The organism is Nonomuraea rubra (genome assembly GCF_014207985.1).
Lineage (GTDB): Bacteria > Actinomycetota > Actinomycetes > Streptosporangiales > Streptosporangiaceae > Nonomuraea > Nonomuraea rubra.
This window is the reverse complement of the sequence record NZ_JACHMI010000001.1, coordinates 9,220,573-9,244,704: the sequence shown is the minus strand read 5'-3', so window position 1 is coordinate 9,244,704 and position 24,132 is coordinate 9,220,573. Positions and strand designations below refer to the sequence as shown.

Sequence of the window (24,132 nt, the reverse complement as noted above, 5' to 3'; positions counted from 1 at the left end):
TCGTCTGCCATGGAGATCTGGATCAACCCCGCGTGCTCGAAGTGCAGCTCCGCGCTGTCCGTCCTGGACGCCGAGTCCGCGCAGTACACGGTGCGCCACTACCTGGAGGACCCGCCGAACGAGCCCGAGCTGCGCGAGGTGCTGGCCAGGCTCGGCCTGGACCCGTGGGACATCACGCGGGTCGGGGAGGCGCGGGCGGCCGAGCTGGGGCTGGACGAGTGGCCCCGGGACGCCTCCGCGCGTGACCGGTGGATCAGGGCCCTGGCGCAGAACCCGATCCTGATCCAGCGCCCGATCATCACGGCCGACGACGGTTCGGCGGTCATCGGCCGGTCCGAGGACGCGGTGCGGTCGATGTTGTGAGCCCCGCGCGTCCGGCGGGGCGGGCGGTCGGTGTTGTGAGTCCCGCGGATGGGGCCGGGCGGGCGGTGTTGTGAGTCCCGCGCGTCCGGCCGGGCAGGAGGAAGGCCGCGTCCCCGCGGGCGATACGGGGAACGCGGCCTTCCTGGCCGGGAGTCACGCGCCGGCGACGGCCTCCTCCTTGGCCGGCGGCGCGGGCAGGTCGAGGCTGTCGCGGAGCCTGGCGGGCTTGAGGAAGGCCGCGGCGACCAGGCCGACGGCGGCGATGGCCGTCGAGATGAGGAAGATGTGGCCGGTGGCGTCGCCGTACGCGGACCTGACGATCTCCTTGACCGGCTCGGGCAGGGCGGCGATGTTCAGGCTGCCACCGGCCGCGGCGGCGTCGCCGCCGGCCGGGATCCCGGCCTTGACCAGCCCCTCCGAGATGCTGGTCGCGACGCGGTTGGCCAGCACCGCGCCGAGCACCGACACGCCGACGGTGCCGCCGAGCGAGCGGAAGAACGTGACCGCGCCGCTGGCGGCGCCGATCTCGCTGAGCGGGACGGTGTTCTGGATGACCAGGACGAGGTTCTGCATGGACATGCCGACGCCGATGCCGACGGCGAGCATGTAGACGGAGACCAGCACCAGCGAGGTCTCGTGGTCGATGGTGGACAGGCCCGCGAAGCCCGCCAGCAGGACGACCAGGCCGACCAGGATGTACGGCTTCGTCCGCCCGGTGTTGGACACCATCCGCCCGCTGATCGTGGACGACAGCAGCACGCCCGCCATCATGGGAATGGTCAGCAGGCCCGCCTCGGTGGGGCTGAACCCGCGGCCGATCTGGAAGTACTGCCCGAGGAAGACCGAGCCGCCGAACATGGCCATGCCGACCGCGAGGCTGGCCAGGATGGCCAGCGCCGGAGTGCGCCGCCGGATGACGTGCAGCGGCACGACCGGCTCCCTGACGACCGACTCGACCCACGTGGCCAGGGCGAGCAGCACCACGCCGCCGCCTGCCATCGCCGCCGTCTGCCACGACAGCCAGTCGAAGTCGTTGCCGACGAAGGTGACCCAGATGAGCAGGATGCTGACGCCGGCGGCGATGAGGGTGGCGCCCCAGTAGTCGATGCTCACGTTCGCCCGCCGTACGGTCGGCAGGTGCAGCGTCTTGGCCAGCAGCGCGAAGGCGGCGATGGTGAACGGCACGGCGATGAAGAAGCACCAGCGCCAGCCGAGCCAGGAGGTGTCGGCGATGAGGCCGCCGAGCAGCGGGCCGCCGACCGTCGCCACGGCCATGACGGCGCCGAGGTAACCGTTGTAGCGGCCGCGCTCCTTGGGCGAGATCATGGCGGCGATCACGACCTGCGCGAGGATCTGCAGCGCGCCCATGCCCAGGCCCTGCACCGCGCGGAACGCGATGAGCTGGCCGGTGTTCTGGGCGAACCCGCAGGCCAGCGAGCTGACCATGAAGATCACGATGGAGATCTGGAGCAGCAGCTTCTTGTTGAACAGGTCGGCGAGCTTGCCCCAGATGGGCGTGGAGGCGGTCGAGGCCAGCAGGGATGCCGTGACGACCCAGGTGTACTGCGACTGGTTGCCCTCCAGCGCGCCGATGATCTGGGGTAGCGCCACCGAGACGATGGTGCCGCTGATCATGGCGACGAACAGGACGAGCAGCAGGCCGCTCAGAGCTTCGAGGATTTGGCGGTGGGTCATCGGCTCCGCCGTGGACGGCGCTGCCGGCTGTGCACTCACGCGCAACCTCCGTTTCTAGGAAGAAGAGATCAACCCGGACACCCTACATGCACATGGGGCAACTTTGCGCATTGAGCATTTATTCCCATTGGGTAAGCTGTGGGGCATCATGGGCAGCACAGCAGGTTTGCGGGAGCGCAAGAAGGCCGAGACCCGGCAGGCGGTGCACGAGGCCGCGCTGCGGCTCACCATCGAGCACGGCCTCGACAACGTCACCGTCGAAGCCATCGCCGACGCCGCCAACATCTCGCGGCGCACGTTCTCCAACTACTTCGACGGCAAGGAGGACGCGCTGCTGTACGGCGACGAGGCGCGCCTGGACAGCCTGGTGCTGCGCGTACGCGAGCAACCGGAAGGGCGGACCGCCTGGCAGGCGCTGCGCGGGGCGCTGCAGAGCCTCTACGCCGAGACCGGCGGGCCCGACCGCGAGTGGCACCTGCGTGCCCGCCTGGCCATGAGACACCCGTCCCTGCTGGCCAGGCAGCTCGCGGGGCGGGTACGGCTGGAGCACGAGCTGAGCCGGGCGGTGGCCGAGCGCGACCACCGAGACGTCGGCCCTGAGCTGATCACCGCCGCGTTCCTGGCCGCGATGCGGATCGCCACGCAGCGGTGGTGCGCCGAGCCGGAGACCCGGTCGCTGGACGAGCTGACGACGCTGGCACTGGACGAGATCGCCCGGCCCTTCACCTGAGCCTGGACGGTCACAGGCCTCGGAAGGACCGGGCGAACGAGGGTGATCAGGCGCGCGCCCGCCACAGCAGGTAGACGAAGTACGGCGTGCCGATCAGCGCCGTCACCAGCCCCGCCGGCACCTGCGCCGGCGCGATCACGGTCCGCCCCAGCGTGTCGGCGAGGCTGACCAGCAGCGCCCCGAGCAGCGCCGCGACCGGCAGCACCCGGGAGTGGTGCGCGCCGACCAGGGCGCGGGCGGCGTGCGGGGCGACGAGGCCGACGAAGGCGACGACCCCGACCGCCGCGACCGCCGTGGAGGTGAGCAGCACGGCCCCGGCGAGCGCGCCCAGCCGTACCGGCTCCAGGGGGACGCCCAGGATGCGCGGCGTGTCCTCGTCCAGGGCCAGCAGATCGAGGTCGCGGCGCAGCCACACCAGCAGCGGGGTGACGATCGCGAGGGCGAGCACGACGGGGATGAGCTGCTCAGGGATCCGCCCGTACGTGGAGCCGGACAGCCAGGTGAGGGCCTTGGCGGTGTTCCACGGGTCGGACAGCACGATGATCAGCACGGTGACGGCGGTGCAGGCGTTCTGCATGGCGACGCCGATGAGGACCAGCCGGTCGGAGCTCAGCCCGCCGCGCCACGCCAGCCCGTACACCACCGCGAACGCGATCAGCGCGCCCGCGCCCGCCGCGGCGGACATCGACCAGATGCCGGCCATCGGCGCCAGCGTGAGCAGCGAGATCGCGCCGACGCCCGCGCCGGTGGTGACGCCGAGCACGCCGGGCTCGGCCAGCGGGTTGCGGCACACGGCCTGCACGGCCGCGCCCGCCACGGCCAGCGCCGTGCCGGCCAGCAGGGCGGCGGCCACCCGCGGCCAGCGCTGGTCGAGCACGAACGTCAGGGCCCGCCCGCTGCGGCCCTGCAACCAGTTGAGCACGTCGCCGGTGAGCAGCCACCGGTCGCCGCCGAGCAGGCCGAGCACGGCCGCGCCGGCCACCAGGAAGGCGCAGAGGGCGACCACGGTGAGGAAGGCGGTGCGCGAGCGGGCCCCGCCCGTACGCACGGAGGGCGGCTTGCGGGTCGGTCCTGCGTCGCGGTAGCGGCGGGCCAGCCAGATCATCACCACGGCGCCGATCACGGTGGTCACCACGCCGGGCGGCACCTCCACCCCGGCCTGCGCGCCCAGCACGGCACGCAGCACGATGTCGGAGCCCAGCATGATCAGCACGCCCGCCAGCCCGGACAGGGGCAGCAGGCTGCGGTGCCTGTGCAGCCCGGGGATGGACTTCGGCAGCAGCCGCACGACGACCGGCGCGCACAGCCCGACGAACCCGATCGGCCCGGCGATCGTCACCGCCGCCGCCGACAGCAGCACGGCCAGCAGGGTGAGCCACAGGCGCAGCCGCCGCACGTTCACGCCGAGGACCGTGGCGGTGTCGTCGCCCAGGCCGAGGATGTCCAGCCGGGGCCCGGCCACCACCGCCGCGGCCAGCGCGATCGCGATGAGCGGGCCGAGCTGGGTGACGGCGTCCAGGTCGCTCTGCACGAGCGAGCCGCTGCCCCAGCCGAACAGCCCGGTGGTCTCCTGCTCGAACAGGATCATGACCAGGTTCGTCAGCGAGCTGAGCGCCAGCGACGTGGCCGTACCGGCGAGGATCAGCCGGGTGGTGCCGGTGCGCCCGCCCGCCGACAGCGCCAGCACCAGCGCGGCGGCGGCCAGGCCGCCGGCCAGCGCGAGCCCGCCCGACACGGGCACGGGCAGCGCCAGCCCGAAGGCGGCCGCGGCGGCGACCGCCAGGTACGCACCCGAGCTGACGGCCAGGGTGTCCGGCGCGGCCATCGCGTTGCGGGCGACGGACTGCAGCAGCGCGCCCGCCACGCCCAGCGCGACGCCGACGCAGATGCCGGCCAGCAGCCGGGGCAGCCGCGAGGCCAGCAGCACGCGCGCGGCCTCCTCGGCGTTGTCCGAGCCGCCGAACGGCAGCGCCAGCAGGTCCAGCGCGCCGATCGACGAGGTGCCCTGCGTAACGTGCACGGCCGACACCAGGACGGTGGCGGCCAGGGCAAGGAGGAAGACCCCGGCGGTGCCCAGCCGCCGCAGCGGCGTGGTGGGCGGCGCCGGGGTCAGGACGTCCGTGCTCAACCGGTGTACGCCTTCACCAGCGCGTCGGCGTACTGCTGCGCGGACAGGGGGCCGCCGAAGGTCCAGATGCCGTCAGGCAGCTTGGTGACCTGCTGCTTCTCGACGAACGGCAGCGACTTCCAGATGGCGTTGTCCTTGAGCCCGTCGGCGAAGACGTCTTCGCCGTCGGAGGCGTTGTAGAAGAAGCGGGTCTCCGGGTCCTTGAGCACGCTCAGGCCCTCGACGTCGGTGGTGCCCAGGCCCCACTGCTCGTCGACCTTGCCCGTCCAGGCGTTCTTGAGGCCGAGCTGCGTGGCCACCTCGGAGACCAGCGAGCCCTTGCCGAACAGGCGGACGGAGATCGTGCTGCCCTGCTTCCACCCGTCGGCCATGACGAACGGCTTGCCGGCGCCGCCCGCGGCGGCGATCTTCGCCTTGCCGTCGGCGAGCGCCGCGTCGAAGTCGGCCAGTTGCTTGGCGGCCTCGTCGGTCTTGCCGACGGCCGTGGCGATCATGTTGAGGTCGTCGCGCATGCGCTTGAGGTTGTCGGTGGCGTCGCTGCCCTTGGCCACGATCACCGGCACGAACTTCTCGAGCTGCGCGGCCAGCTCCTCGTCGTCGGACTCCATGACGACCAGGTCGGGCGACAGGGCGCTGATGGAGTCGATGCTCGGCTCCTGCCGCATGCCGACGTCCTTGACCGAGGAGTCGAGCTTGACGGCGGTGTCCCAGGTGGCGTACCCCTTGACGTCGGCCGCGCCCACCGGCATGACGCCCAGTCCGGCCAGCATCTCGGTCTCGGCCCACTCCAGGCTGACGACCTTGGTCGCCGGGGCGTCGAGCTTGACCTCCTTGCCGCGGGCGTCGGTCACGGTGATGGGCCCGGCGGCGGTCGCCGAGGCCGTGGCGCCGGCCGCGGCGGGGGACTGCTCGGTCACGGGGGCTTCTGTCGTGCCGCAGGCGGCGAGGGCGACGATGGCGGCGATGGCCGTCAGGGGGGCGGTCAGGGGGGCCGTCAGGGCGCTGCGCATGGTTGTTCCTGTCATGTGGTTGCTGGGACGGTTCTGCTGTGGCGGCCGATGGGCCTGGTGGTCACGGTGCCCGTCCTCGGGTCGTGGCTGACCTCGATGCGGATGCCGTACGTTTCGGTGAGCAGGTCCTCGGTGAGGACCTCGGCGGGCGGGCCGTCCGCGCGGATGCGGCCCTGGTGCAGGAGCACGACGTGGTCGGCGATCTCGGCGGCCTGGTTGAGGTCGTGCAGGACCACGCCGATCGCCACCCCGTGCTCGTCGGCCAGGTCGCGGACGAGGTCCAGCAGCTCCACCTGGTAACGCAGGTCGAGGAACGTGGTGGGCTCGTCCAGCAGCAGGACGCCGGTGTCCTGGGCCAGGCAGGTGGCCAGCCAGACGCGCTGCAGCTCGCCGCCGGACAGCTCGTCCACCGGCCGATCGGCCATCCGCGTCACGCCGGTGAGCCGCATCGCCCGCTCGACGTGGTCGGCGCCGTCGGGGTCCGCGGCCCGCCAGCGCCGACGGTAGGGGTGGCGGCCGTAGCCGACGACGTCGCGCACGCACACGCCGCCCGGGGTGGGACGGCTCTGCGCGAGCAGCGTCACCCGGCAGGCGAAGTCGCGCGCGGACAGGGTGAGGGCGTCGGCGCCGTCACCGAGCGTCACGGCGCCGCTGTCGGGGCGGTGGAGCCTGGACAGCGCGCGCAGCAGCGTCGACTTGCCGCTGCCGTTGGGGCCCACCAGGGCGGTCACGTGGCCCGGCCGCAGGGTGATGCGACCGTCCTCGACCACGGGGGTGCCGTGGTAGCTGAGGCAAAGCTCCGCGCCGCGGAGAGAGATCTCCTCGGTCATGGGCCTAAGGTTAGGCTAACCTTGCCAAAGGTGCCATGCCGGGGTTGCTTTACCGCCTGTGATCAGGTCCTGTACAGGAGCGACAGCGGCTCGGGCGAGGTCCGTCCGGCCAGCTGGGTCGCGGTGCGCCCGACGTAGCGGGACAACGAGCGCGCCAGGTGCGGCTGGTCGAAGTAGCCCAGCCGGTGGATCACGTCGTGCGCCGGCACCCCGTCCTGGAGCAGCCCCGCCGCCTGCCTGGCGCGGCCGATCTGCCGGATCGTGCCCCGGGTGAGCCCGGTCGCCGCCACGAAGCGCCGCTGCACCGTGCGCGCCGACACGCCCGCCGGCCCGCCGCCGAGCACCGCGGCCACGACCGGGTCGAGGACCAGGATCTCCTCGCGCACCAGCCGCCGCACGAACCACTCCGCGTCGTCGTAGCCGGGCAGCCGCCAGGTGGACCCCTTCAGGTGGAACGACCTGCGCGTCGTGCCCGGGATCTCCACGTTGCCGTCGACCAGCCGCTCCATCGGGAAGTGCGGCATCGAGGCGCCGACGGCGAAGCTGATGCCGAAGAACGTGGCGTACTCGGGGACCGGGGCCGGGGTGGCCCGCGTCTCCGGCCCCTGCACGGCCGCGCTGACCTGCCCGCCGTGCTCCCAGAAGACCAGGTCCCAGCTCGCCGACGCGATGGACGTCATGCGCGCGACGTCGTCGCTGCGGCTGCGCCACACCCGCTCGACGTACGGCGAGTCGGACGGCCGGCTCTCGACCTCCAAGCCCATCGGACTCCCTCGCTGGAGTCGGGGATCACTGCTGTACGCCCACAGGATCGCACAGTTGACGGGACGCGCGGCCGGACCATAGCGTGCCACGGCACCGGCCGACGGCGAGGGGTCACGGAGGTGTTCAGGCATGTCCGCACCGGTCCGGGCCAGGGTGGCCGTGTCCCTGCTCTACGTGATCATGAGCGTGCCCATCGGCGGGTGGGCCGCCCGGGTGCCCGAGATCCGCCGGCAGGTGGGCGCGGACGACGCCCTCTGGGGCCTGGCGAACACCGTGCCGAGCCTCGGCAACGTCGCCGGCCTCTGCGTGATCGTGCTGCTCGTGGGCCGGGTCCCCAACCGGTTGCTCGGCGTCGCCGGGGCCGCGCTCGTCCTGCTCACCGTGCCCCCGCTCGCCGCCTCGGGCAGCTTCGCCGCGGTGGTGCTCGGCCTGTCCACGTGGGCCCTGGTCTCCTTCGTCATGGCCGTCCCCATGGGCGCGCTGGCCCTGGAGGTCCAGCGCCGCTACGGCAGGCCCCTCATGGGCGGCTTCGACGCCTGCTTCGGCGCGGGCACGCTGGCCGGCGGCCTGACCGGCACCCTGGCGGCGGCGCTGGAGGTGCGCCCGTGGGCGCAGTTCGTGCTGACGAGCGCGCTGCTCGGCCTCTGCCTGGCGGCCACGGCCCGCTGGTTGCCGCGCGAGGCGGGCGGGGGAGCGGGGCGGCTGCGCGGGCGCTTCACCCGCGGCGTGCTTCCGCTGACCGCGATGGCGTTCCTGTCCGGGTTCGTCTCGGAGGCGGCGATGCTCTGGAACGCCGTCTACGTCTCCGACACCATGGGCGCCGGCCCGGTCGCCGGAGGCGTCTCCTACACCGTCGCCGCCACGACCGGCACAGTGGCGCTGCTGGCCGTGGACCGGGTCACCGCCCGCCTGGGCCTCGCCCGCACGGTACGCGCGTGCACCCTGTTCGCGGCGGGCGGCTTCGGCCTCTGCCTGCTGATCGGCACCCCGGCTGCGGCGGTGGCAGGGTTCGTCGTGCTCGGGGTCGGCATGGCGGCCGTCAACCCCGCTCTCTACACGATGGCGGCCCACCAGGAGGGGCTGTCGCCGAGCGAGGGCGTGTCGATGGTCGAGCTCGGCCAGTTCCCCGGAGCGTCGATCGTGGCGCCCGCCCTGATCGGCGCGCTGAGCGGCCTGGCCGGCCTCCGCCTCGCCCTGGCCTCCATCGTCGTCGCGGCGCTGCTGCTCAGCGCGCTGGCCGTCCGGCTGCGCCCGGCCGGCGACCGGGTGTGGTGAGCGGCCTGCTAAAGGCCGGTCTGCCCGGCCGGCGACCGGCTGCGGTGGGCGGGTTCCCTACAGGCCGAAGGCGCCGCCCTCGGCGAGGATGACCAGGCCGAGCCCGATCAGGACCACCGGCAGCAGCACGTGCCCCCACCGGCCGAGCGCCCTGGCGATCACCGGGCGGGTGGCGAGGAACCGCCCCGCCGCGCACCAGACGGCCACCAGGACGAGGAAGACGGCGACGTAGACGGTCATACCGCCATGGCCCGAGGTGGCGAAGACGGGCACGTACACGCCGATGTTGTCGCCGCCGTTGGCGAAGGTCACCGCGGCCACCTCCAGCGCCCCCGGCCCGCCCCCGGCCCCGTCGGGCGGGTCCTCGCCGCCGTGACGGCCGCGCCACGCCCGCCATCCCGCCTTCACCCCCAGGGCGAGCGGGAGCAGCCCGAGGTACGGGACGACCGCGGCGGGCAGCAGGGCGGCGCCGAACGCGGCGGCCACCGCCACGGCGAGGATGGCGAGGAAGCCGAGATACTGCCCGGCCACGACCCGGGCGGCGGCCGAGCGCAGGCCGGCTCCCCGCGCGAAGAAGAGCGCGAGGACGAGGAGGTCGTCGACGTTGGTGACGGCGAACAGCCCCGCGGCCTGCCCGGCGATACCCAGATTCACGTGGCCCGTGCTTTCTCCCGGCCGATCCGTCCCGGGCGACCCTAACCCATTCCGGAGGCCCTTGACGGTCGCTCTGTTCGCGTTAACACTCGTGCACATCTCCACGTGCTCGGTCGTTACCGGTCCTTCGCCCGACAGGATGTTAACGCTAACAAGGGAGCTCGCCGTGAACCTCCGCCGAAGAGCACTCGCCCTCCTGGCCGCGTTATGCGCGGTGCTCGCCGTCAACGCCGCCCCGGCCTCGGCCGCGAACAGCGCGTACGTGTTCGCGTACTTCACCGAGTCGCCGAACATGAACGGCGCCAACTACGGCCTGCACCTGGCGGTCAGCCAGGACGGCCTGAACTGGACCCCGCTCAACCAGAACAACCCGGTCGTCACCCCCACCGCCGGCACCCTCGGCCTGCGCGACCCGTTCGTCCTGCGCAAGCAGGACGGCACGTTCGTCATCCTGGCCACCGACCTCAACGGCACCGACTTCGGCCAGCAGAACCAGTACCTGCACGTCTGGGACTCCACCGACCTGACGAGCTTCACCGGCTACCGCCGCATCCGGATGCACAACCTGGCAACCCACACCTGGGCGCCCACCGCGTTCTGGGACGCCGCCCGAGGCCAGTACGGCATCGTCTACTCGGCCCACAACGGCACCACCGACGTGTTCATGGTCAACTACACCACGGACTTCCGCACGGTCACCGCCAACCAGGTGTACTTCAGCCCCGGCTTCCCCGTGCTGGACGGCGACATCGTGGTGGACGGCCCGACCTTCTACCTGTACTACAAGAACCTCTCCAACGGGCTCCTCTACGGCGCCCGCTCCACCACCGGCGCCCCCAACAGCTACACCACCTACACCAGCGGCCTGCGCCAGGGCAGCGCCATGGAGGCGCCGCTGCTGATCAAGAACAACGCCGGCACCGGCTGGTGGCTCTGGGGCGACTCCTTCAGCCCGGTCAACAACGACTACTACGCCTGGTCGTCCACCAACGTCGGCGGCAACTCCTGGACGGCGCTCGACCAGCGCGCCTACACCCCGCCGCTGAACGCCAAGCACGGCTCCATCGCCGGCATCACCACCGCCGAGTACAACGCCCTGGTCAGCCGATGGGGAACCCCGGCCTGGACGCGGCTGAAGTCCTCCAACTTCCCCGACCGCTACGTCCGCCACGCCGACCTGGCCGGCCGCCTGGACGCCTACCCCTTCGACCCCTACCAGGACCAGCTCTGGCGCATGGTGCCCGGCCTGGCCGACTCCGCCGGGGTGTCGTTCGAGTCGGTCAACTATCCCGGCCGCTACCTGCGCCACTACAACTACGAGATCCGGCTCGACCCCGGCGACAACACCGCGGCCTTCCGCGCCGACGCCACCTTCCACCGGGTCGCGGGCCTGGCCGACTCCGCCTGGTCGTCGTTCCGCTCGCACAACTTCCCCGACCGCTACCTGCGGCACAGCAACTACCTGCTGCGCGTGGACCCGATCGGCACCGCCACCGACCGGGCCGACGCCACGTTCCGCCTGACCCCGTAGAGCGCTCTTGACACCGGCATGTGTATCGATAAAGTTGCCTCGCTTTATCGATACACATCCCGTGCGAGAAAAGGGTGCCCCCATGAGTGACCAGGTCGTGCCCGCTGTCATCAACCTCGACGTGCCCGGCCCGGTGATCAGCCGGCACCTGTACGGCCACTTCGCCGAGCACCTGGGCCGGTGCATCTACGGCGGCTTCTACGTGGGCGAGGACAGCGAGATCCCGAACGAGGGCGGGATCCGCCTGGACGTGGTCGAAGCGCTGCGCGCGCTGGACATCCCGAACCTGCGCTGGCCGGGCGGCTGCTTCGCCGACGAGTACCACTGGATGGACGGCATCGGGCCCAAGCAGGACCGCCCGTCGATGGTCAACACCCACTGGGGCAACGTCGAGGAGAACAACCACTTCGGCACGCACGAGTTCATGGCGCTGTGCGAGCTGCTCGGCGCGGAGCCGTACATTTCCGGAAATGTCGGGTCGGGCACCGTGCGCGAGATGAGCGACTGGGTCGAGTACCTGACCCGCGACGGCGACTCCCCGATGGTCAGGCTGCGCAAGCAGAACGGCCGCGAGGAGCCGTGGAAGATCCGCTTCTGGGGGCTCGGCAACGAGGCGTGGGGCTGCGGCGGCAACATGTCCGCCCAGCAGTACGCCGCCGAGGCCCGCCGGTTCGGCACCTACTGCCGCGACCACGGCGGCAACAAGCTCTACCGCATCGCCGCCGGCGCCAACTCCGCCGACTACGCCTGGACCGAGACGCTGATGAAGCAGCTCGGCGAGCTGGGCTGCGCCTACCGGCCGCAGCCGTTCATGCAGGCGCTGTCGTTCCACTACTACACGATCCCCGGCACCTGGCAGGACAAGGGCGACGCCACCGTCTTCGACACCGACGACTACTACCGCACGCTGGCCAAGGCCGCGTACGTGGACGAGCTGATCACCGGCCACGCCAACGTGATGGACTGCTACGACCCCGGCAAGCACGTCGGCCTGGTGCTGGACGAGTGGGGCACCTGGTGGAACGTCGAGCCCGGCACCAACCCCGGCTTCCTCTACCAGCAGAACACGCTCAGGGACGCCCTGGTCGCGAGCCTGCACTTCGACATCTTCCACCGCCACGCCGACCGCCTGGTCATGGCCAACATCGCCCAGACCGTCAACGTGCTGCAGGCCATGATCCTCACCGACCCCGACACCAAGGCCCTGGTGCTCACCCCGACCTATCACGTGTTCGAGATGAACAAGGGCCACCAGGACGCCGCCTCGCTCCGGGTCGACCTGCCCGCGGGGGTGCCTGCCCGAGAGACGCTGGCCACCGTCTCGCTGTCGGCCAGCCGCAAGGACGGCAAGGTGCTCGTCTCCCTGTCCAACCTGGACGCCGGCGCCCCCGCAGACGTCGAGCTCGACCTGCGCGGCGGCGCCCTGTCCGGCGTCCGCGCCCGCATCCTCACCGCCGGCAACCTCCAGGACCACAACACTCCCGGCGCGCCGGACACCATCGCCCCGCGCGCCCACGACCAGGTCACGGCCACGGCGAACGGGCTGCGCGTGCACCTGCCCGCCCACTCCTTCATCACGGTCGAGGGCAGGCTGGGCTGACCGTGCGCGCAGGTGGGGCGCGATAAGCTCGATGAGGAGCGCGGGGAGAGCGGAGCGTGGGGCACGGCATGGTGACCATGGGAGACGTCGCCCGGCTGGCCGGGGTGTCGAAGATGACGGTCTCCAACGTGGTCAACAACCGCGCCGGGGTCAGCGACCCGGTCCGCAGGCGCGTCCTGGAGGCCATCCGCGAGTCGGGCTACCGCGTCAACGTCTCCGCCCGCACGCTCAAGTCCGGGCGGACCGGCGTGATCGGCCTGGCCGTGCCGGACATCGAGGCCGCGTACTTCGGCCATCTCGCCTCCCACGTGATCGGCGAGGCGCGGCGGCGCGGCTTCCACGTCGCGGTCGAGGAGTCGGGCGCCGACGCCGGCGGTGAGGCCGACGCCATCGCCCGCTCCCGCACCCTGCAGTTCGACGGGCTGATCCTCAGCGCCGTCGAGCTCGACCGGGTGGAGGAGCCCGCCGACGCCCGCTATCCCGTCGTGATGCTGGGCGAGCAGGACTTCGGCGGCCGCTTCGACCACGTCGCCATGCCCAACGAGGAGGGCGCGCACGCCGCCACCGCGCACCTGGCCGGCCAGGGCTGCCGCCGGATCGCCATCGTCACCGGCGGCGGCCTCGACGGCGTGAACGTGGTGACCCGCCGCTACCGCGGCTACCGCGCCGCACTCGCCGAACGCGGCCTCGACGTGGAGCCGCCGCTGCTGTTCGCCCTCGACGGCATGGACATGGAGGCGGGGCGCGCCGCGGCTCACCGCCTGGCCGACTCCGGCCGCGAGGTGGACGGCGTGGTGGCGGTGACCGACACCGTCGCCCTGGGCGTCCTGCGCGGCCTGGCCGACCGCGGCCTGCGCGTCCCCGAAGACGTGCGGGTCGCCGGCTTCGACGACATCCCGGCGGCGGCGTACGCGGTGCCGTCGCTGACCACGGTGGCGCCCGACCATCGGTGGATGGCCGCCACGGCCGTCGAGCTGGTGACCCGGCGCATCGCCGCGCCGCTGCGCCCGACCGGCCAGTACGTGGCGCCCTTCGAGCTCGTGATCAGGGAATCGAGCCGCTGACCAACGGGGAGGAAACGGTGGATCTCGCGGAACTGGGCGCGTTCCTGAAGTCGCGCAGGGACCGGCTCGCCCCGCAGGCCGTCGGCCTGCCGCCGGGCACCCGGCGGCGGGTGCCCGGCCTGCGCAGGGACGAGGTGGCGGAGCTGGCCAGCATGTCCGCCGACTACTACACCGAGCTGGAGCAGGGCCGCGGCCAGTGCCCGTCGGAGCCGGTGCTGCACGCCCTGGCCCGCGCCCTGCGCCTCGACCCGGACGAGACCGCCCACCTGTTCCACCTGACCGGCCATCCGGCGCCGCTCGGCGCCGAGCCCGTGCCCATGCAGGAGGCGCTGCGCCAGCTCATGGACCGGCTCCAGGACACCCCTGCCATGGTGATCACCGACCTGCACGAGGTGGTCGTCCAGAACCACGCCGCGCAGGTGCTCGTCGGGCCGCAGGCGGGGCTGACCGGCGTGCGGGCCAGCTTCCTGTTCCACTGGTTCACCGTCCCGGCCACCCGCGACCTCTACCCGCCCGAGGACCACGAGTACCACTCCCGGCTGCTCGTCTCCGACCTGCGGGCCGCCGTCGCCCGGCGCGGCACCGCCGACCCGGCCGGCCGCGCGCTCGTCGATCACCTGCTGGGCACGAGCGACGAGTTCGCCGGGCTGTGGCGGGCACGCGAGGTCAAGGTGCGCCACGAGGAGTACAAGCGGGTCGTCAACCCCGCGCTCGGCACCCTCAAGGTCACCTGCAACAGCATCGTCACCGCCGACGCCGCCCAGCGGCTGCTCTGGTTCGTCCCCGACGACGCCGGCGCCGTGCGGAAGCTGGCCGCGCTCGACCCCGCCGAGGTCTGGCGCGACACCCCCGGGCCGGCGTTCGGGCTGTTCAGAAGCTGGGGTTGAGCACCCCAGGCTGTTCCGGCGCGGGTGCGGCACGCTGGTGACAGCGGGACGGGGGCGTCACCCGGACCGCGGGAGGAACCGTCATGCGAGCAGCACTCGCCACCGGGGTCGACACCCCGCTGTCCCTGATCGAACGCGAGATCCCGGAGCCGGGCCCGGGCGAGGTCCTGGTCCAGGTCACCGCCTGCGGCCTGTGCTTCACGGACCTCAACCTGCTGCGCGGGCACTACCCCTTCGCCCGCTTCCCCGTCGTGCCCGGCCACGAGATCACCGGCACGGTCGCCGCGCTCGGCAGCGGCGTCACGGGCCTGTCCGTGGGCGACGCGGTCGGCGCCCAGTTCCTGTACGACTCGTGCGGCCACTGCGACTACTGCGTGTCCGGCGACCAGATCCTCTGCCCGGCCAAGCGCGTCACCGGCATCGTCGCCGACGGCGGCTACGCCGAGTACGCCCTGCTCAAGGGCGGGTACGTGACCCCGCTCCCGGCCGGCCTCGACCCGGTGGCCGCGGCGCCGCTCATGTGCGCGGGCCTGACCGCGTTCAACGGCCTGCGGCAGGCCGGCGCCGGGCCCGGCTCCCGCGTGGCCGTCATCGGCAGCGGCGGCATCGGCGCCCTGGCCATCAGGTACGCCGCCGCCATGGGCGCCAGGGTCGCGGTGGTCGGCCGCTCGGCCGGCGGCGAGGCGACCGCCAAGGAGCTCGGCGCGGAGCTGTACGTGGCCACCCGCGACACCGACCCCGCCGCCGCGCTCAAGGCGTGGGACGGCGGCGCGAACGTCATCCTGAACGCCGCCCCCTCCAACGAGGCGGCCGCCGCCGCCCTGACCGGGCTCGCGCCCGACGGCACGCTCGTGCTCTGCGGCTACGACAACACGCCGCTCACCCTCGCCGCCCAGCCGATGGTGCTCAACCGGCTGCGCGTCATGGCCTCGCCGTCGGGCTCGCCGCACGACCTGCGCGACACGCTGGCCTTCTCCGCGCAGCACGGCATCCTGCCCCAGGTCACCCCGATCACGCTGGACGAGGCCCCGGCCGCGCTCGACGCCATGGGCGGCGGCTCCCCGGGCGGCCGTCGCGTCATCACGTTCTGACGAGGAGATCTCCCCATGAGCAAGACCATCCTGATCACCGGAGCGGGCTCCGGCTTCGGCGCGCTGTCCGCGCGCGCCCTGGCCCGCGCCGGGCACACCGTGTACGCCGCCATGCGCGCCACCGCCGGCCGCAACGCCGCCCGCGTCGCCGAGGCCGCGCGGTACGCCGGCGAGCACGGCGTCGACCTGCGCACCGTCGAGCTGGACGTGCTCTCGCAGGAGTCGGTGACCGCGGCGGTCGAGACCGTGCTGGCCGAGACGGGGGCCATCGACGTGGTCGTGCACAACGCCGGCCACATGGTGCTCGGCCCCGCCGAGGCGTTCACGCCCGAGGAACTGGCGGCCGTCTACGACACGAACGTGCTGGGCAGCCAGCGGCTCAACCGGGCGGTCCTGCCGCACCTGCGCGAGCGAGGGCAGGGCCTACTGCTGTGGATCGGCTCCAGCTCCACCAGGGGCGGCACCCCGCCGTACCTCGCGCCGTACTTCGCCGCCAAGGCGGCGGCCGACGCGCTCGCGGTGTCGTACGCGGCCGAGCTGGCCCGCTTCGGCATCGAGACCACGCTCGTCATCCCGGGCGCCTTCACCTCGGGCACCGACCACTTCGCCAACGCCGGCCACCCGGCCGACCGGAGCGTCGTCCCGGCCTACGACGAGCGGTACGGCGGGCTGATGGAGCAGGTGGGGGAGCGGCTGGCCGCGCTGCAGCCGCCCGGCGCCGACGTGTCCCTGGTCGCCGACGCCGTCGTCCAGGTCGTGGACACCCCGGACGGCAAGCGGCCGTTCCGGGTGCACGTCGATCCGATCGACGACGGGTCGGCGGAGGTGAGCGAGGTCGCCGACCGCGTACGGGCGCGCTTCCTGGCCCGCATCGGCCTGGAGGACCTGCTCACGCCGGCCCCCGCCGCGTAACGTACGGGGTATGACCCACACTCACGATGAGGACCCGGCGTGTGAGGTGGCCCACAGCGACGCTCCCGCCGAGGAGGGCGGGCGGACGCTGGTCGCCGTCTTCGCCTCCCCGGTGGCCGGCTGCCTGCTGAGGTTCGGGGCCGAGCTGGGCTACCGCACGGTCCTGTACGAGCCCGACCCCGCTCGCGCCCTGGACGGGTTCACGCCGGCACCGCGGCTGGCCGACCACCTGGACGGCACGGCGGACGTGGTGCTCACCGACCACCACCGCGACGAGATCGGCCCGATCCTGCGCGACGTGCTCAAGTTCCCCGTCCGCTGGGTCGGGATCATGGGCAGCCCCCGCCACAGCGCGCCGCACGTGCGGGCGCTGGCCGAGCTGGGGGTGCCGCCGGAGGAGGTCGCCCGGGTGCACCGGCCGATCGGGCTCAACATCGGCTCGCACACGCCGCCCGAGATCGCCGTCGCCACCCTGGCCGGCCTGATCGCCGACCGCAACGGCCGCCCGGGCGGCTTCGCCTTCTAGCACGTCGTCGTCCGGGCGGCCTCGCGTTCCAGTACGGTCCTGCACGTGCCGGCCGGAGCGGGGTGCGGTGGGGCACCCGGCGCCGCCTCAGCTCTGGATGAGCGAGAGCCGCCGCACGCCCGTCAGGGTCGGCGCCGGGATGAACTCCACCGGGTCCTCAGGATCCGTCTGGAGCCGGTCGAACCGGTCGAGCAGGATGTTCAGCGCGATCCGCCCCTCCAGCCGGGCCAGGGGAGCGCCGAGGCAGAAGTGGATGCCGCGCCCGAAGGCGAGGTGCGGGCCGGGGTCGCGGTGCGGGTCGAAGACGTCGGGGTCGGGGAACTGCCGGGGATCCCGGTTGGCCGCCCCCAGCCAGCACATGACCAGCTGATCGGCCGGGATGGTGACGCCGCCGAGCTCGACCTCCTGGGTGGTGGCGCGGCCGAGCGCGGAGAACGGCGTGAACAGCCGCAGCGACTCCTCGATCACGGCCGGGATCGAGGAGCGGTCGGCGCGCGCCCGGTCCTGCTGCTCGGGATAGGCGTCCAGGCACAGCACCGTGTTGCCGAGCAGCATCGTCGTGGTGATGTGCCCCGCGAGCAGCAGCACGATCGCGAAGTTGACCACCTGGCCGTCGGGCAGGCGCTCGCCGTCCACCTCGGCCTCGACCAGCCTGGTGAGCAGGTCGGCGCGCGGCTGCCGGCGGCGCTCCGCGGCGTGCGCCGCGAGGTAGTCGGACATCTCCTTCCACGGCTTCATCACCGCCTGGAGCTCCGCCTCCCGCTCGTCCGCAGGCCGGCTGACCGAGACCTTGGCGTCGCGCTGGAACATCGCGTCGGCCCACCGCTTGAACAGGGCGCGGTCGCTGCCGGGGATGCCCAGCAGCTCGGCGATGACGATCACCGGCAGGGGGTAGGCCAGGTCGGTCACGAGCTCGAACCGCTCCCGATCACGCGCCGCGTCGAGCAGCTCATGGGTGAGCGCGGCGATCCTGGGCTCGAGATCCGCGACGACCTTGCGGGTGAAGGCGCTGCTGACCAGCTTGCGCAGCTTGCCGTGCTCGGGCGGGTCGATCTGCGTGATGAAGCCGTCCAGCGAGAAGTCGTCCTTGGACGGCAGCATGGACTCGGGAACCACCCGCATGGTGTCGGAGGAGAACGCCACCGGGTCACCGAGCACCTCGTGCAGCTCCGGGTAACCGTAGACGTTCCACATTCCGGCGTCGGCCGCGAACTCGACCGCCGGGCCCGATCGGGGCCCGTGCAGCCAGAAGAGTTGTACGGGGATGTCGTACCGTTCGACGATGTCGGCCATCGCCTCTCCTTGTTGTCGATCCCTCGATGGAGACGTACGTCAGGATGACTTGTCGCGGTACTCCTGCCAGCGGTGGAGCATCTCGTCCCCGTCCTGCACGGTGAAGGCGAAGAAGTCCCGGGTCTCCTCCAGCCGGACGCGCTGGTCGGCCCGGTCCTCGCCGAGGATCGACAGGCCGTACTCCAGCGTCTCCAGGCTCTGCTTCACCATGCCGAGCTGGACCTTCAGGATCTGCGCCCACCCGCCGCCGACCGCGCGGTAGCGGTGCTCGCGGGTGGCCGTGGGGACACGTTCGATGATCCCGGCCGCCTCCAGTTGCCTGGCGACCGTGCTGACGGCGGTCTTGCTCAGGCTGAGCTCCGCCGCCAGGTCGGTGAGCGACGGGTCGGGCGGGTCGCAGATCATCAGCCACGCCCACAGGCGGCCCATCGAGCGGGTCGCACCCAGGCGCTCCATGACCAGCCCCATCCGATCGACGAACTCGCTCTCCGAAGGCTTCACGGGCGTCAACTCCGCAACGATCGTCAAGTACGTACTTTACGAAGTGTACGTCGAGAGGCGGAAGAGGGGAAGGGCCGGGGCCCCGCCGGGGATCAGCCCGCCTGGCCGGCGACCTGGTCGATGCGGACGAACGTGGCGCCCCCGGCTGCGGCGCGGGCGCCGAGGACGTGCCCGTCGCACATCCGGGTGACCGTCCCCGCCAGGTCGATCACCTTCCACGTGGCCGGCTCCTCGCACGGCCGGCCGAGCCGGTCGTAGCTCCAGGTGCGGTGGCACACCCGGCATTCAGAGATGCCCGCCCGGGAGGACAGCGTGTTGCCGTGCTCCTGGCACACCCCCCACGGCAGGCCGCACGGCCGCACCTGCAGCCTGGCCAGCTCCGCCGCCGAGCGCTGCAGGTCCTCGGCGGCCCTGGCCAGCAGGCCCGCCGCCTGGCGCGCCTCCACGAGGGGGTCGGGCTCGGGCGCCCCGCCGGGGGAGCCGCCGCACAGAGCCCAGACCTCGGCGGTGAGCGCCTCGGCGCGGGCCGCGAGGGCACGCAACTGCTCGGGAGTGACGGTCATGCGGGCTTCCATCTCGCGAGGGCCGTCGCCGGTACGGCCGGGGAACTGGTCGCTGGAACGGACCCTACGTCCTGCCGGCCGCCGCCGCGTCTAGGGCAGCGCCCAGGGCAGGGCCACGGCCTGCATGATGCCGTACCGCCCCGAGGTGGGGGTGACCTCCTCCAGCTCCCATCCGCCCGCCCGCAGCAGGTCGCCGTACTGCGACCGGGTACGCTCCCGGCCGCCCAGCAGCACCAGCATGGCCAGGTCGGACAGGTGCACGGGCGACGGCGCCCACGGCTCGGGCAGCAACATCTCGACCACCAGCAGCCGGGCGCCCGGAGCCGCGGCCCGGCGGCACGTGGCGAGGATGCGGACCGCCTGCTCGTCGTCCCAGTCGTGCAGGATCCACTTCAGCAGGTACAGGTCGCCCTTCGGGACCTCTTCCAGGAAGTCGCCGCCGACCAGGTCGATCCGGCCCGCGAGGGGAGAGCCCTTGAGCCGCTGCCCGGCCGCCTCGATCACCGGCGGCCGGTCGAACAGCACGCCTGTCGCGGACGGGGCCTTCTCCAGCAGCGCGGTGAGCAGCACGCCGTACGCGCCGCCGACGTCCACGAGCCGTTCGTACGCCGAGGGGTCCACAGTGGCCGCGACGTCGGCGGCGACCTGCGCCGACTGCTCGCCCATGCCCAGGGCGAAGTGCTCCGCCTCCTCGGGATGGGTGGCGAGGTGCTCCCAGAACGAGTGGCCGAGCACCGCGGGCGCGACCGGCCCGCCCGTACGGACCGAGTGCTCGAAGTCCCCGACGAGCCGCCACACCGTCGGGGAGCCGTAGGCGACGGCCAGCTCGCGGATGGCCGTGGGGGAGTCGGAGCGCAGGCACCCGCCCGCCTCCGTCAGCCGGTAGTGGTCCGGCTCGGTCTCCGCCATCAGCCCGATCGTGGCTGCGGCCCGCAACAGGCGCAGCAGGGCGCCGGGATGGGCGCCGACGGCCGCCGCCAGGTCCCGCACCGGACGCGGCCCGGCGGCCAGCTCGTCGGCGACGCGCAGCCGGGCCAGGACGAAGATGATCTGGGAGTGCCAGAAGCCGCTGAGCAGTCGCTGGACGTGCTCAACGGGCGCATCGTTCCCCGTGCCGGCGTACGACATGGACTCACTATGACATCCGGGACGGATGGTGTCAGCGGGCCCTGGCGTGGAGCTTGCGGCGATTGTCAAAACCCCGTAACGAGAGGTGTACTGCCTTGCGGAAAGCTGATCTTTCAGGATCGAGCACGAGGGAGGACCGGTGGACTTCGCGATCTTGGGAACCATCCGCCTCAACGGCCCCGCGGGCCGGGTCAGCCTCAGCCGCAAGCAGCGGGCGGTCATCGCGGCCCTCCTGCTCCATCCGAACTCCACCGTCTCCACGGAGCGGCTGATCTCCGCCCTCTGGGACGACCCGCCGCGCTCGGCCGTGGCCAACATCCAGACGTACGTCCACCAGCTCCGCCGCCGGCTGGAGGGCAGCGGGCTGGAGGTGCGCACCGAGGGGTCCGGGTACGTCTGCGAGGTGCCGCCGGGACGGCTGGACCTGCACGTGTTCGAGGAGGGGCTGCGGCGGGCGCGCGCGGAGCGGTCGGGCGGCGACCTGGCGGCGGCCGAGCGCGAGTACGCGGCGGCGATCGCCCTGTGGCGGGGCACGCCCGCCGAGGACGTGCCGCTCAGCGGGGCGATGGCGCCGCGGATCACCGAGCTGGAGGAACGCCTGGCGGTGGCCAGGTCGGAGTGGATCGACGTCCGGCTCGCCCTCGGCCGCGAGGACCTCGTCGCCGAACTGCGTGCGCTCGTCGCCGCGCACCCGCTGCGCGAGCGGCTGTGGGAGCAACTGGTGGTCGCCCTGCACCGCGGCGGCCGGCGCGACGAAGCCCTCGACGCCTTCCGCCAGGCCCGCGAGCTCCTGGTCGCCGAGCTGGGCATCGAGCCGGGTCCGGAGCTGCGCCGCCTCCACACCGCCCTGCTGTCCGGCGACGACGACCTCGACGCCCGGCCCGAACTGCGGCGGCTGCGCGCGGCGTTGACTGACGCGGATGGCGATCTCGGCGCGTGGCCTGGGCCGAGGGGCCCGCGCGCCGCGTCGATGGACGCGGGCGGTGATCTCGGCGCGCCGCCGGAACGGCGCCGCCCGCGTACCGCTGGGGGCGGCGTTGCCAGCGCGCGAGGGGAGGCACGACGGCGGCGTGCCGTTCCGCCGGACGGCGACCGGGAGCCCGGCGCGCGGGGGGAGGCGCGACGCTGGCGTGCCGTTTCGCCGGACGGCGATCGCGAGCCCGGTGCGCCGCCCGAGCCGCAGCCGTTGCCGGATGGGGTGGAGGAGGTGGGGCCCTGGCCCGCGATGCCCGCGGCGTTACGGCGGTTGTGCCAGTTGCCCGCCGACACCGCGGACTTCGTCGGGCGCGAAGCGGAGATCGCCGAGCTGACGGCCTTGCTGCGGTCGGGGGAGGACCGGCTCAGCCCGCCCATCGTGATCGTGTCCGGGCTGCCCGGCATCGGCAAGACGACACTCGCCGTGCACCTGGCCCACCTGCTGCGCTCCGACTACCCCGACGGGCAGCTCTTCGTCCGGCTCGGCCAGGACGAACGCGGCCCCCGCGAGCCGGGCGAACTGCTCGACATGCTGCTCCGCTCCCTCGGCCTGGACGGCGCGGCCATCCCGGCCACGGCCGAGGAGCGCGCCCGCCTGCTGCGCCAGCGGCTGGCCGACCGGGCGGTGCTCGTCGTGCTGGACGAGGCGGTCGAGGAGGCCCAGCTCCGCCACCTCCTGCCCGGCACTCCGCGCGGCGCCGTCCTGGTGACCTCCCGCTCGCGGCTGCCCGCCCTGGAGGGCGCCGTACGTCTCACGCTCGACCTCCCCGGCGAGCAGGACGCCAGGAAGCTGCTCGAACACGTGGCGGGCCCCGACCGCATCGGCATGGCACCCGGCGCGGCCGAGCAGATCCTGCGCTCCTGCGGACGCCTCCCGCTGGCCATCCGGGTCGCGGGCGCCCGCCTGGCCACCCGCCCCGTGTGGCCGGTCAGCGAGTTCGCCACCCGTCTGGCCGGGCGCGGGCTGGACGAGCTGGTCGTCGGCGGGCTGGACGTGCGGGCCACGTTCGAGCCGAGCTACGCGGCGCTGCCGGAATCGGCCCGCCACGCGTTCCGGCTGCTGGGCCTGGCGGGGCTGGACAGCGTCGCCGAGTGGTCGGTCGCCGCCCTGCTCGGCCCGCCACCGCCGGAGACAGCCGGCCCGGGGACGGGGGTGGTGGCGGTGGCGCATGGGCTGGAGGCGGATGCGGCGCTGGAGACGCTGGTCGCGCGAGGGATGCTCACCTCGACGGAGGTGGACGGCGCCGGGCAGCCCCGCTACCGGCTGCACGACCTGCTCAGGGTGTACGCGCGCGAACGGGCCGAGGCGGAGGAGTCCCCGGCTCGCCGGCGCGAGGCGCTGACCAGGCACGTGCTGGAATGCCTGCGCCGCACCAGGGCCGCGACCCGCCACATGCCCATCCCCCTGTCCCCGCCGTACCCGCGCGAGCCGGAAGCGGCCCCCGGCGTGCACGGAACCGCACCGCGCCCGGCGGACGACCTGCCGGTGAGCGTGCCGCGGTCCGTGGAGGACGTGCGGGCGAGCGTGCCGCGGTCCAGGGACGGCGTGCGGGCGAATGCGGCGTGGCTGGCGGCCGAGCGGCGCACGCTGATGCTCGCCCTCACCACGGCGGCCGAGCTGGGCCTGGTGGCCGCCGCCGCGGAGCTGGCCCACCACCTCACCGGCTACCTGCTCATGGACCGCTTCCTGGACGACGCCGAGCAGGTGCAGCGGATCGTGATCGGGATGGGCGACGGGTGCGCCACGCTGCGGGCCCGGCTCCTGCTGGCCGCGGTGCACATCGAGCGGGGCCGCTACGAGCGCGGCGAGGCGGAGTGCGCCGGGCTGCTGGCCGACCTCGGCCGCGCCGGCGACCCGCACGGCGCCGCGTACGCGCTGATCAGCAGGGCCGCCGCCCGCCACGGGATGGGCCGGCTCGACGAGGCCCTGGCCGACGCGTACGCCTCGATCGACCTGCTGGCCGCCCGCGCCGACACCGCCGGCCTGGAGTACGCGTGGACCTGGCCCGTCTGGATCCACATCGAGCGGGGCGAGCACGCCCGCGCCGAGGAGATCGCCAGGGCGCGGGTGGAGGTGACCAGCGACGAGGACCACACCATCCGCGGCAACCTGCTGCGTGCCCTCGGCACCGCCCTCTACCAGCAGGGGGAGACGGCGGAGGCCGTCGAGTGCTACCGGGAGAGCCTGCTGACCGCGCAGGCCGCCGGCGACCGGGGCGAGATGAGCAAGGTGCTGCGCCGCCTCGGCGAGGCGCTGGGCGCGCTGGGCCGCTTCGACGAGGCGGCCGAGACGCTGGTGGCGAGCCTGCGGCTGTTCGTGGAGTGCGGCGACACGCTCGGCGAGGCGCTGGCCGGGCACGCCCTGGGCGTCGTCCGCCTGCGCCAGGGTGACGCCGGCCAGGCACTGGGGCTGCTGCGGTCCGCGCTGGAACGGCTCGGCGCCGACGGCCCCCAGGTGTGGCGGGCCCGCACGCTCAAGGAGCTCGGCCGCGCCCACGCCCTGCTGGGCCGCCCCGAGGAGTCCGCGGCGGCGTGGCGCGGCTCCCTCGCCCTGTTCGGCGACGCGGCAGAGGCCAGGCAGGTGGCGAAGTACCTGGCGGAGTGACCGCAC

General features: G+C 73.3%; 21 protein-coding genes. 11 read left to right on the top strand and 10 right to left on the bottom strand.

The annotated features are described in order from the left end of the window. The first annotated feature begins 9 nt into the window (after positions 1 to 9). Complete coding sequence (locus tag HD593_RS42200; protein ID WP_185108083.1) at positions 10 to 363, top strand: ArsC/Spx/MgsR family protein; 354 nt, start codon at positions 10 to 12, stop codon at positions 361 to 363. Between the two features lie 153 nt (positions 364 to 516). On the opposite strand, the gene HD593_RS42195 is transcribed toward HD593_RS42200, so the two are convergent. Next, on the bottom strand, positions 517 to 2,097 hold the full coding sequence (locus tag HD593_RS42195; RefSeq protein WP_465264304.1) for an MDR family MFS transporter: 1,581 nt from the start codon (positions 2,095 to 2,097) through the stop codon (positions 517 to 519). Between the two features lie 109 nt (positions 2,098 to 2,206). Here HD593_RS42195 and HD593_RS42190 point away from each other — a divergent pair, with 109 nt between their 5' ends. Then, positions 2,207 to 2,788 (top strand): TetR/AcrR family transcriptional regulator, encoded by a 582-nt coding sequence (locus HD593_RS42190; RefSeq protein ID WP_185108081.1) that lies wholly within the window; start codon positions 2,207 to 2,209, stop codon positions 2,786 to 2,788. 46 nt (positions 2,789 to 2,834) lie between these two features. Here HD593_RS42190 and HD593_RS42185 read toward each other — a convergent pair whose 3' ends face one another. The 4 genes from HD593_RS42185 to HD593_RS42170 all read right to left on the bottom strand — a co-directional run bounded on the left by HD593_RS42185 (position 2,835) and on the right by HD593_RS42170 (position 7,520). Beyond that, positions 2,835 to 4,916 carry an iron ABC transporter permease gene (locus HD593_RS42185; protein ID WP_185108079.1) on the bottom strand — a complete coding sequence of 694 codons (2,082 nt, stop codon included), beginning with the start codon at positions 4,914 to 4,916 and terminating at the stop codon, positions 2,835 to 2,837. Then, positions 4,913 to 5,926 carry an ABC transporter substrate-binding protein gene (locus HD593_RS42180; RefSeq protein WP_185108077.1) on the bottom strand — a complete coding sequence of 338 codons (1,014 nt, stop codon included), beginning with the start codon at positions 5,924 to 5,926 and terminating at the stop codon, positions 4,913 to 4,915. The genes HD593_RS42185 and HD593_RS42180 overlap by 4 nt, the downstream gene beginning before the upstream one ends. A gap of 11 nt (positions 5,927 to 5,937) precedes the next feature. After that, positions 5,938 to 6,756, bottom strand: a complete 819-nt coding sequence (locus tag HD593_RS42175) for an ABC transporter ATP-binding protein (protein ID WP_185108075.1) — start codon at positions 6,754 to 6,756, stop codon at positions 5,938 to 5,940. A 62-nt stretch (positions 6,757 to 6,818) separates the two neighbouring features. Continuing rightward, complete coding sequence (locus HD593_RS42170; RefSeq protein WP_185108073.1) at positions 6,819 to 7,520, bottom strand: helix-turn-helix domain-containing protein; 702 nt, start codon at positions 7,518 to 7,520, stop codon at positions 6,819 to 6,821. A 130-nt stretch (positions 7,521 to 7,650) separates the two neighbouring features. On the opposite strand from HD593_RS42170, the gene HD593_RS42165 reads away from it, so the two are divergent. Continuing rightward, the gene (locus HD593_RS42165) at positions 7,651 to 8,796 is read left to right on the top strand and encodes an MFS transporter (protein ID WP_185108071.1); all 1,146 of its coding nucleotides are present in this window, start codon (positions 7,651 to 7,653) and stop codon (positions 8,794 to 8,796) included. A 57-nt stretch (positions 8,797 to 8,853) separates the two neighbouring features. Here HD593_RS42165 and HD593_RS42160 read toward each other — a convergent pair whose 3' ends face one another. After that, on the bottom strand, positions 8,854 to 9,450 hold the full coding sequence (locus HD593_RS42160) for a cadmium resistance transporter (RefSeq protein ID WP_185108069.1): 597 nt from the start codon (positions 9,448 to 9,450) through the stop codon (positions 8,854 to 8,856). Between the two features lie 166 nt (positions 9,451 to 9,616). Here HD593_RS42160 and HD593_RS42155 point away from each other — a divergent pair, with 166 nt between their 5' ends. The 7 genes from HD593_RS42155 (at position 9,617) to HD593_RS42125 (ending at position 17,061) form a co-directional block, all read left to right on the top strand. Next, positions 9,617 to 10,981, top strand: a complete 1,365-nt coding sequence (locus tag HD593_RS42155; RefSeq protein WP_312904108.1) for a glycoside hydrolase family 43 protein — start codon at positions 9,617 to 9,619, stop codon at positions 10,979 to 10,981. Positions 10,982 to 11,063: 82 nt separating this feature from the next. Further along, positions 11,064 to 12,581, top strand: coding sequence for an alpha-N-arabinofuranosidase (locus tag HD593_RS42150; protein WP_185108065.1), 1,518 nt, complete (start codon positions 11,064 to 11,066; stop codon positions 12,579 to 12,581). 68 nt (positions 12,582 to 12,649) lie between these two features. Beyond that, entirely contained in the window at positions 12,650 to 13,645 is a 996-nt protein-coding gene (locus tag HD593_RS42145; RefSeq protein WP_221525259.1) for a LacI family DNA-binding transcriptional regulator, read from the top strand. 17 nt (positions 13,646 to 13,662) lie between these two features. After that, the gene (locus HD593_RS42140) at positions 13,663 to 14,532 is read left to right on the top strand and encodes a helix-turn-helix transcriptional regulator (RefSeq protein WP_185108063.1); all 870 of its coding nucleotides are present in this window, start codon (positions 13,663 to 13,665) and stop codon (positions 14,530 to 14,532) included. A gap of 83 nt (positions 14,533 to 14,615) precedes the next feature. Further along, complete coding sequence (locus HD593_RS42135; RefSeq protein ID WP_185108061.1) at positions 14,616 to 15,623, top strand: alcohol dehydrogenase catalytic domain-containing protein; 1,008 nt, start codon at positions 14,616 to 14,618, stop codon at positions 15,621 to 15,623. Positions 15,624 to 15,638: 15 nt separating this feature from the next. Continuing rightward, positions 15,639 to 16,535, top strand: coding sequence for an SDR family NAD(P)-dependent oxidoreductase (locus tag HD593_RS42130; protein ID WP_185108059.1), 897 nt, complete (start codon positions 15,639 to 15,641; stop codon positions 16,533 to 16,535). Between the two features lie 10 nt (positions 16,536 to 16,545). After that, positions 16,546 to 17,061 (top strand): XdhC family protein, encoded by a 516-nt coding sequence (locus HD593_RS42125; RefSeq protein ID WP_185108057.1) that lies wholly within the window; start codon positions 16,546 to 16,548, stop codon positions 17,059 to 17,061. Between the two features lie 87 nt (positions 17,062 to 17,148). On the opposite strand, the gene HD593_RS42120 is transcribed toward HD593_RS42125, so the two are convergent. The 4 genes from HD593_RS42120 to HD593_RS42105 all read right to left on the bottom strand — a co-directional run bounded on the left by HD593_RS42120 (position 17,149) and on the right by HD593_RS42105 (position 20,546). Beyond that, positions 17,149 to 18,354 (bottom strand): cytochrome P450, encoded by a 1,206-nt coding sequence (locus HD593_RS42120; RefSeq protein WP_185108055.1) that lies wholly within the window; start codon positions 18,352 to 18,354, stop codon positions 17,149 to 17,151. 39 nt (positions 18,355 to 18,393) lie between these two features. Next, a complete protein-coding gene (locus HD593_RS42115; RefSeq protein WP_221525258.1) occupies positions 18,394 to 18,882 on the bottom strand; it encodes a GbsR/MarR family transcriptional regulator in 489 nt (162 codons plus the stop codon). A 65-nt stretch (positions 18,883 to 18,947) separates the two neighbouring features. Then, on the bottom strand, positions 18,948 to 19,418 hold the full coding sequence (locus tag HD593_RS42110; protein ID WP_185108053.1) for a hypothetical protein: 471 nt from the start codon (positions 19,416 to 19,418) through the stop codon (positions 18,948 to 18,950). 90 nt (positions 19,419 to 19,508) lie between these two features. After that, complete coding sequence (locus HD593_RS42105; RefSeq protein ID WP_185108051.1) at positions 19,509 to 20,546, bottom strand: methyltransferase; 1,038 nt, start codon at positions 20,544 to 20,546, stop codon at positions 19,509 to 19,511. A 139-nt stretch (positions 20,547 to 20,685) separates the two neighbouring features. Between HD593_RS42105 and HD593_RS42100 the strand changes: the two genes are divergently transcribed. Then, positions 20,686 to 24,126, top strand: a complete 3,441-nt coding sequence (locus tag HD593_RS42100) for an AfsR/SARP family transcriptional regulator (RefSeq protein WP_185108049.1) — start codon at positions 20,686 to 20,688, stop codon at positions 24,124 to 24,126. The last annotated feature ends 6 nt before the right edge of the window (positions 24,127 to 24,132 follow it).

What these genes read in the sequence shown, in the direction of transcription:
- HD593_RS42200 (WP_185108083.1), top strand. Translation starts at nt 10, where the DNA reads ATGGAGATCTGGATCAACCCCGCGTGCTCGAAGTGCAGCTCCGCGCTG.
- HD593_RS42190 (WP_185108081.1), top strand. Translation starts at nt 2,207, where the DNA reads ATGGGCAGCACAGCAGGTTTGCGGGAGCGCAAGAAGGCCGAGACCCGG.
- HD593_RS42180 (WP_185108077.1), bottom strand. Translation starts at nt 5,926, where the DNA reads ATGCGCAGCGCCCTGACGGCCCCCCTGACCGCCCCCCTGACGGCCATC.
- HD593_RS42175 (WP_185108075.1), bottom strand. Translation starts at nt 6,756, where the DNA reads ATGACCGAGGAGATCTCTCTCCGCGGCGCGGAGCTTTGCCTCAGCTAC.
- HD593_RS42170 (WP_185108073.1), bottom strand. Translation starts at nt 7,520, where the DNA reads ATGGGCTTGGAGGTCGAGAGCCGGCCGTCCGACTCGCCGTACGTCGAG.
- HD593_RS42165 (WP_185108071.1), top strand. Translation starts at nt 7,651, where the DNA reads ATGTCCGCACCGGTCCGGGCCAGGGTGGCCGTGTCCCTGCTCTACGTG.
- HD593_RS42150 (WP_185108065.1), top strand. Translation starts at nt 11,064, where the DNA reads ATGAGTGACCAGGTCGTGCCCGCTGTCATCAACCTCGACGTGCCCGGC.
- HD593_RS42145 (WP_221525259.1), top strand. Translation starts at nt 12,650, where the DNA reads ATGGTGACCATGGGAGACGTCGCCCGGCTGGCCGGGGTGTCGAAGATG.
- HD593_RS42135 (WP_185108061.1), top strand. Translation starts at nt 14,616, where the DNA reads ATGCGAGCAGCACTCGCCACCGGGGTCGACACCCCGCTGTCCCTGATC.
- HD593_RS42130 (WP_185108059.1), top strand. Translation starts at nt 15,639, where the DNA reads ATGAGCAAGACCATCCTGATCACCGGAGCGGGCTCCGGCTTCGGCGCG.
- HD593_RS42125 (WP_185108057.1), top strand. Translation starts at nt 16,546, where the DNA reads ATGACCCACACTCACGATGAGGACCCGGCGTGTGAGGTGGCCCACAGC.
- HD593_RS42120 (WP_185108055.1), bottom strand. Translation starts at nt 18,354, where the DNA reads ATGGCCGACATCGTCGAACGGTACGACATCCCCGTACAACTCTTCTGG.
- HD593_RS42110 (WP_185108053.1), bottom strand. Translation starts at nt 19,418, where the DNA reads ATGACCGTCACTCCCGAGCAGTTGCGTGCCCTCGCGGCCCGCGCCGAG.
- HD593_RS42105 (WP_185108051.1), bottom strand. Translation starts at nt 20,546, where the DNA reads ATGTCGTACGCCGGCACGGGGAACGATGCGCCCGTTGAGCACGTCCAG.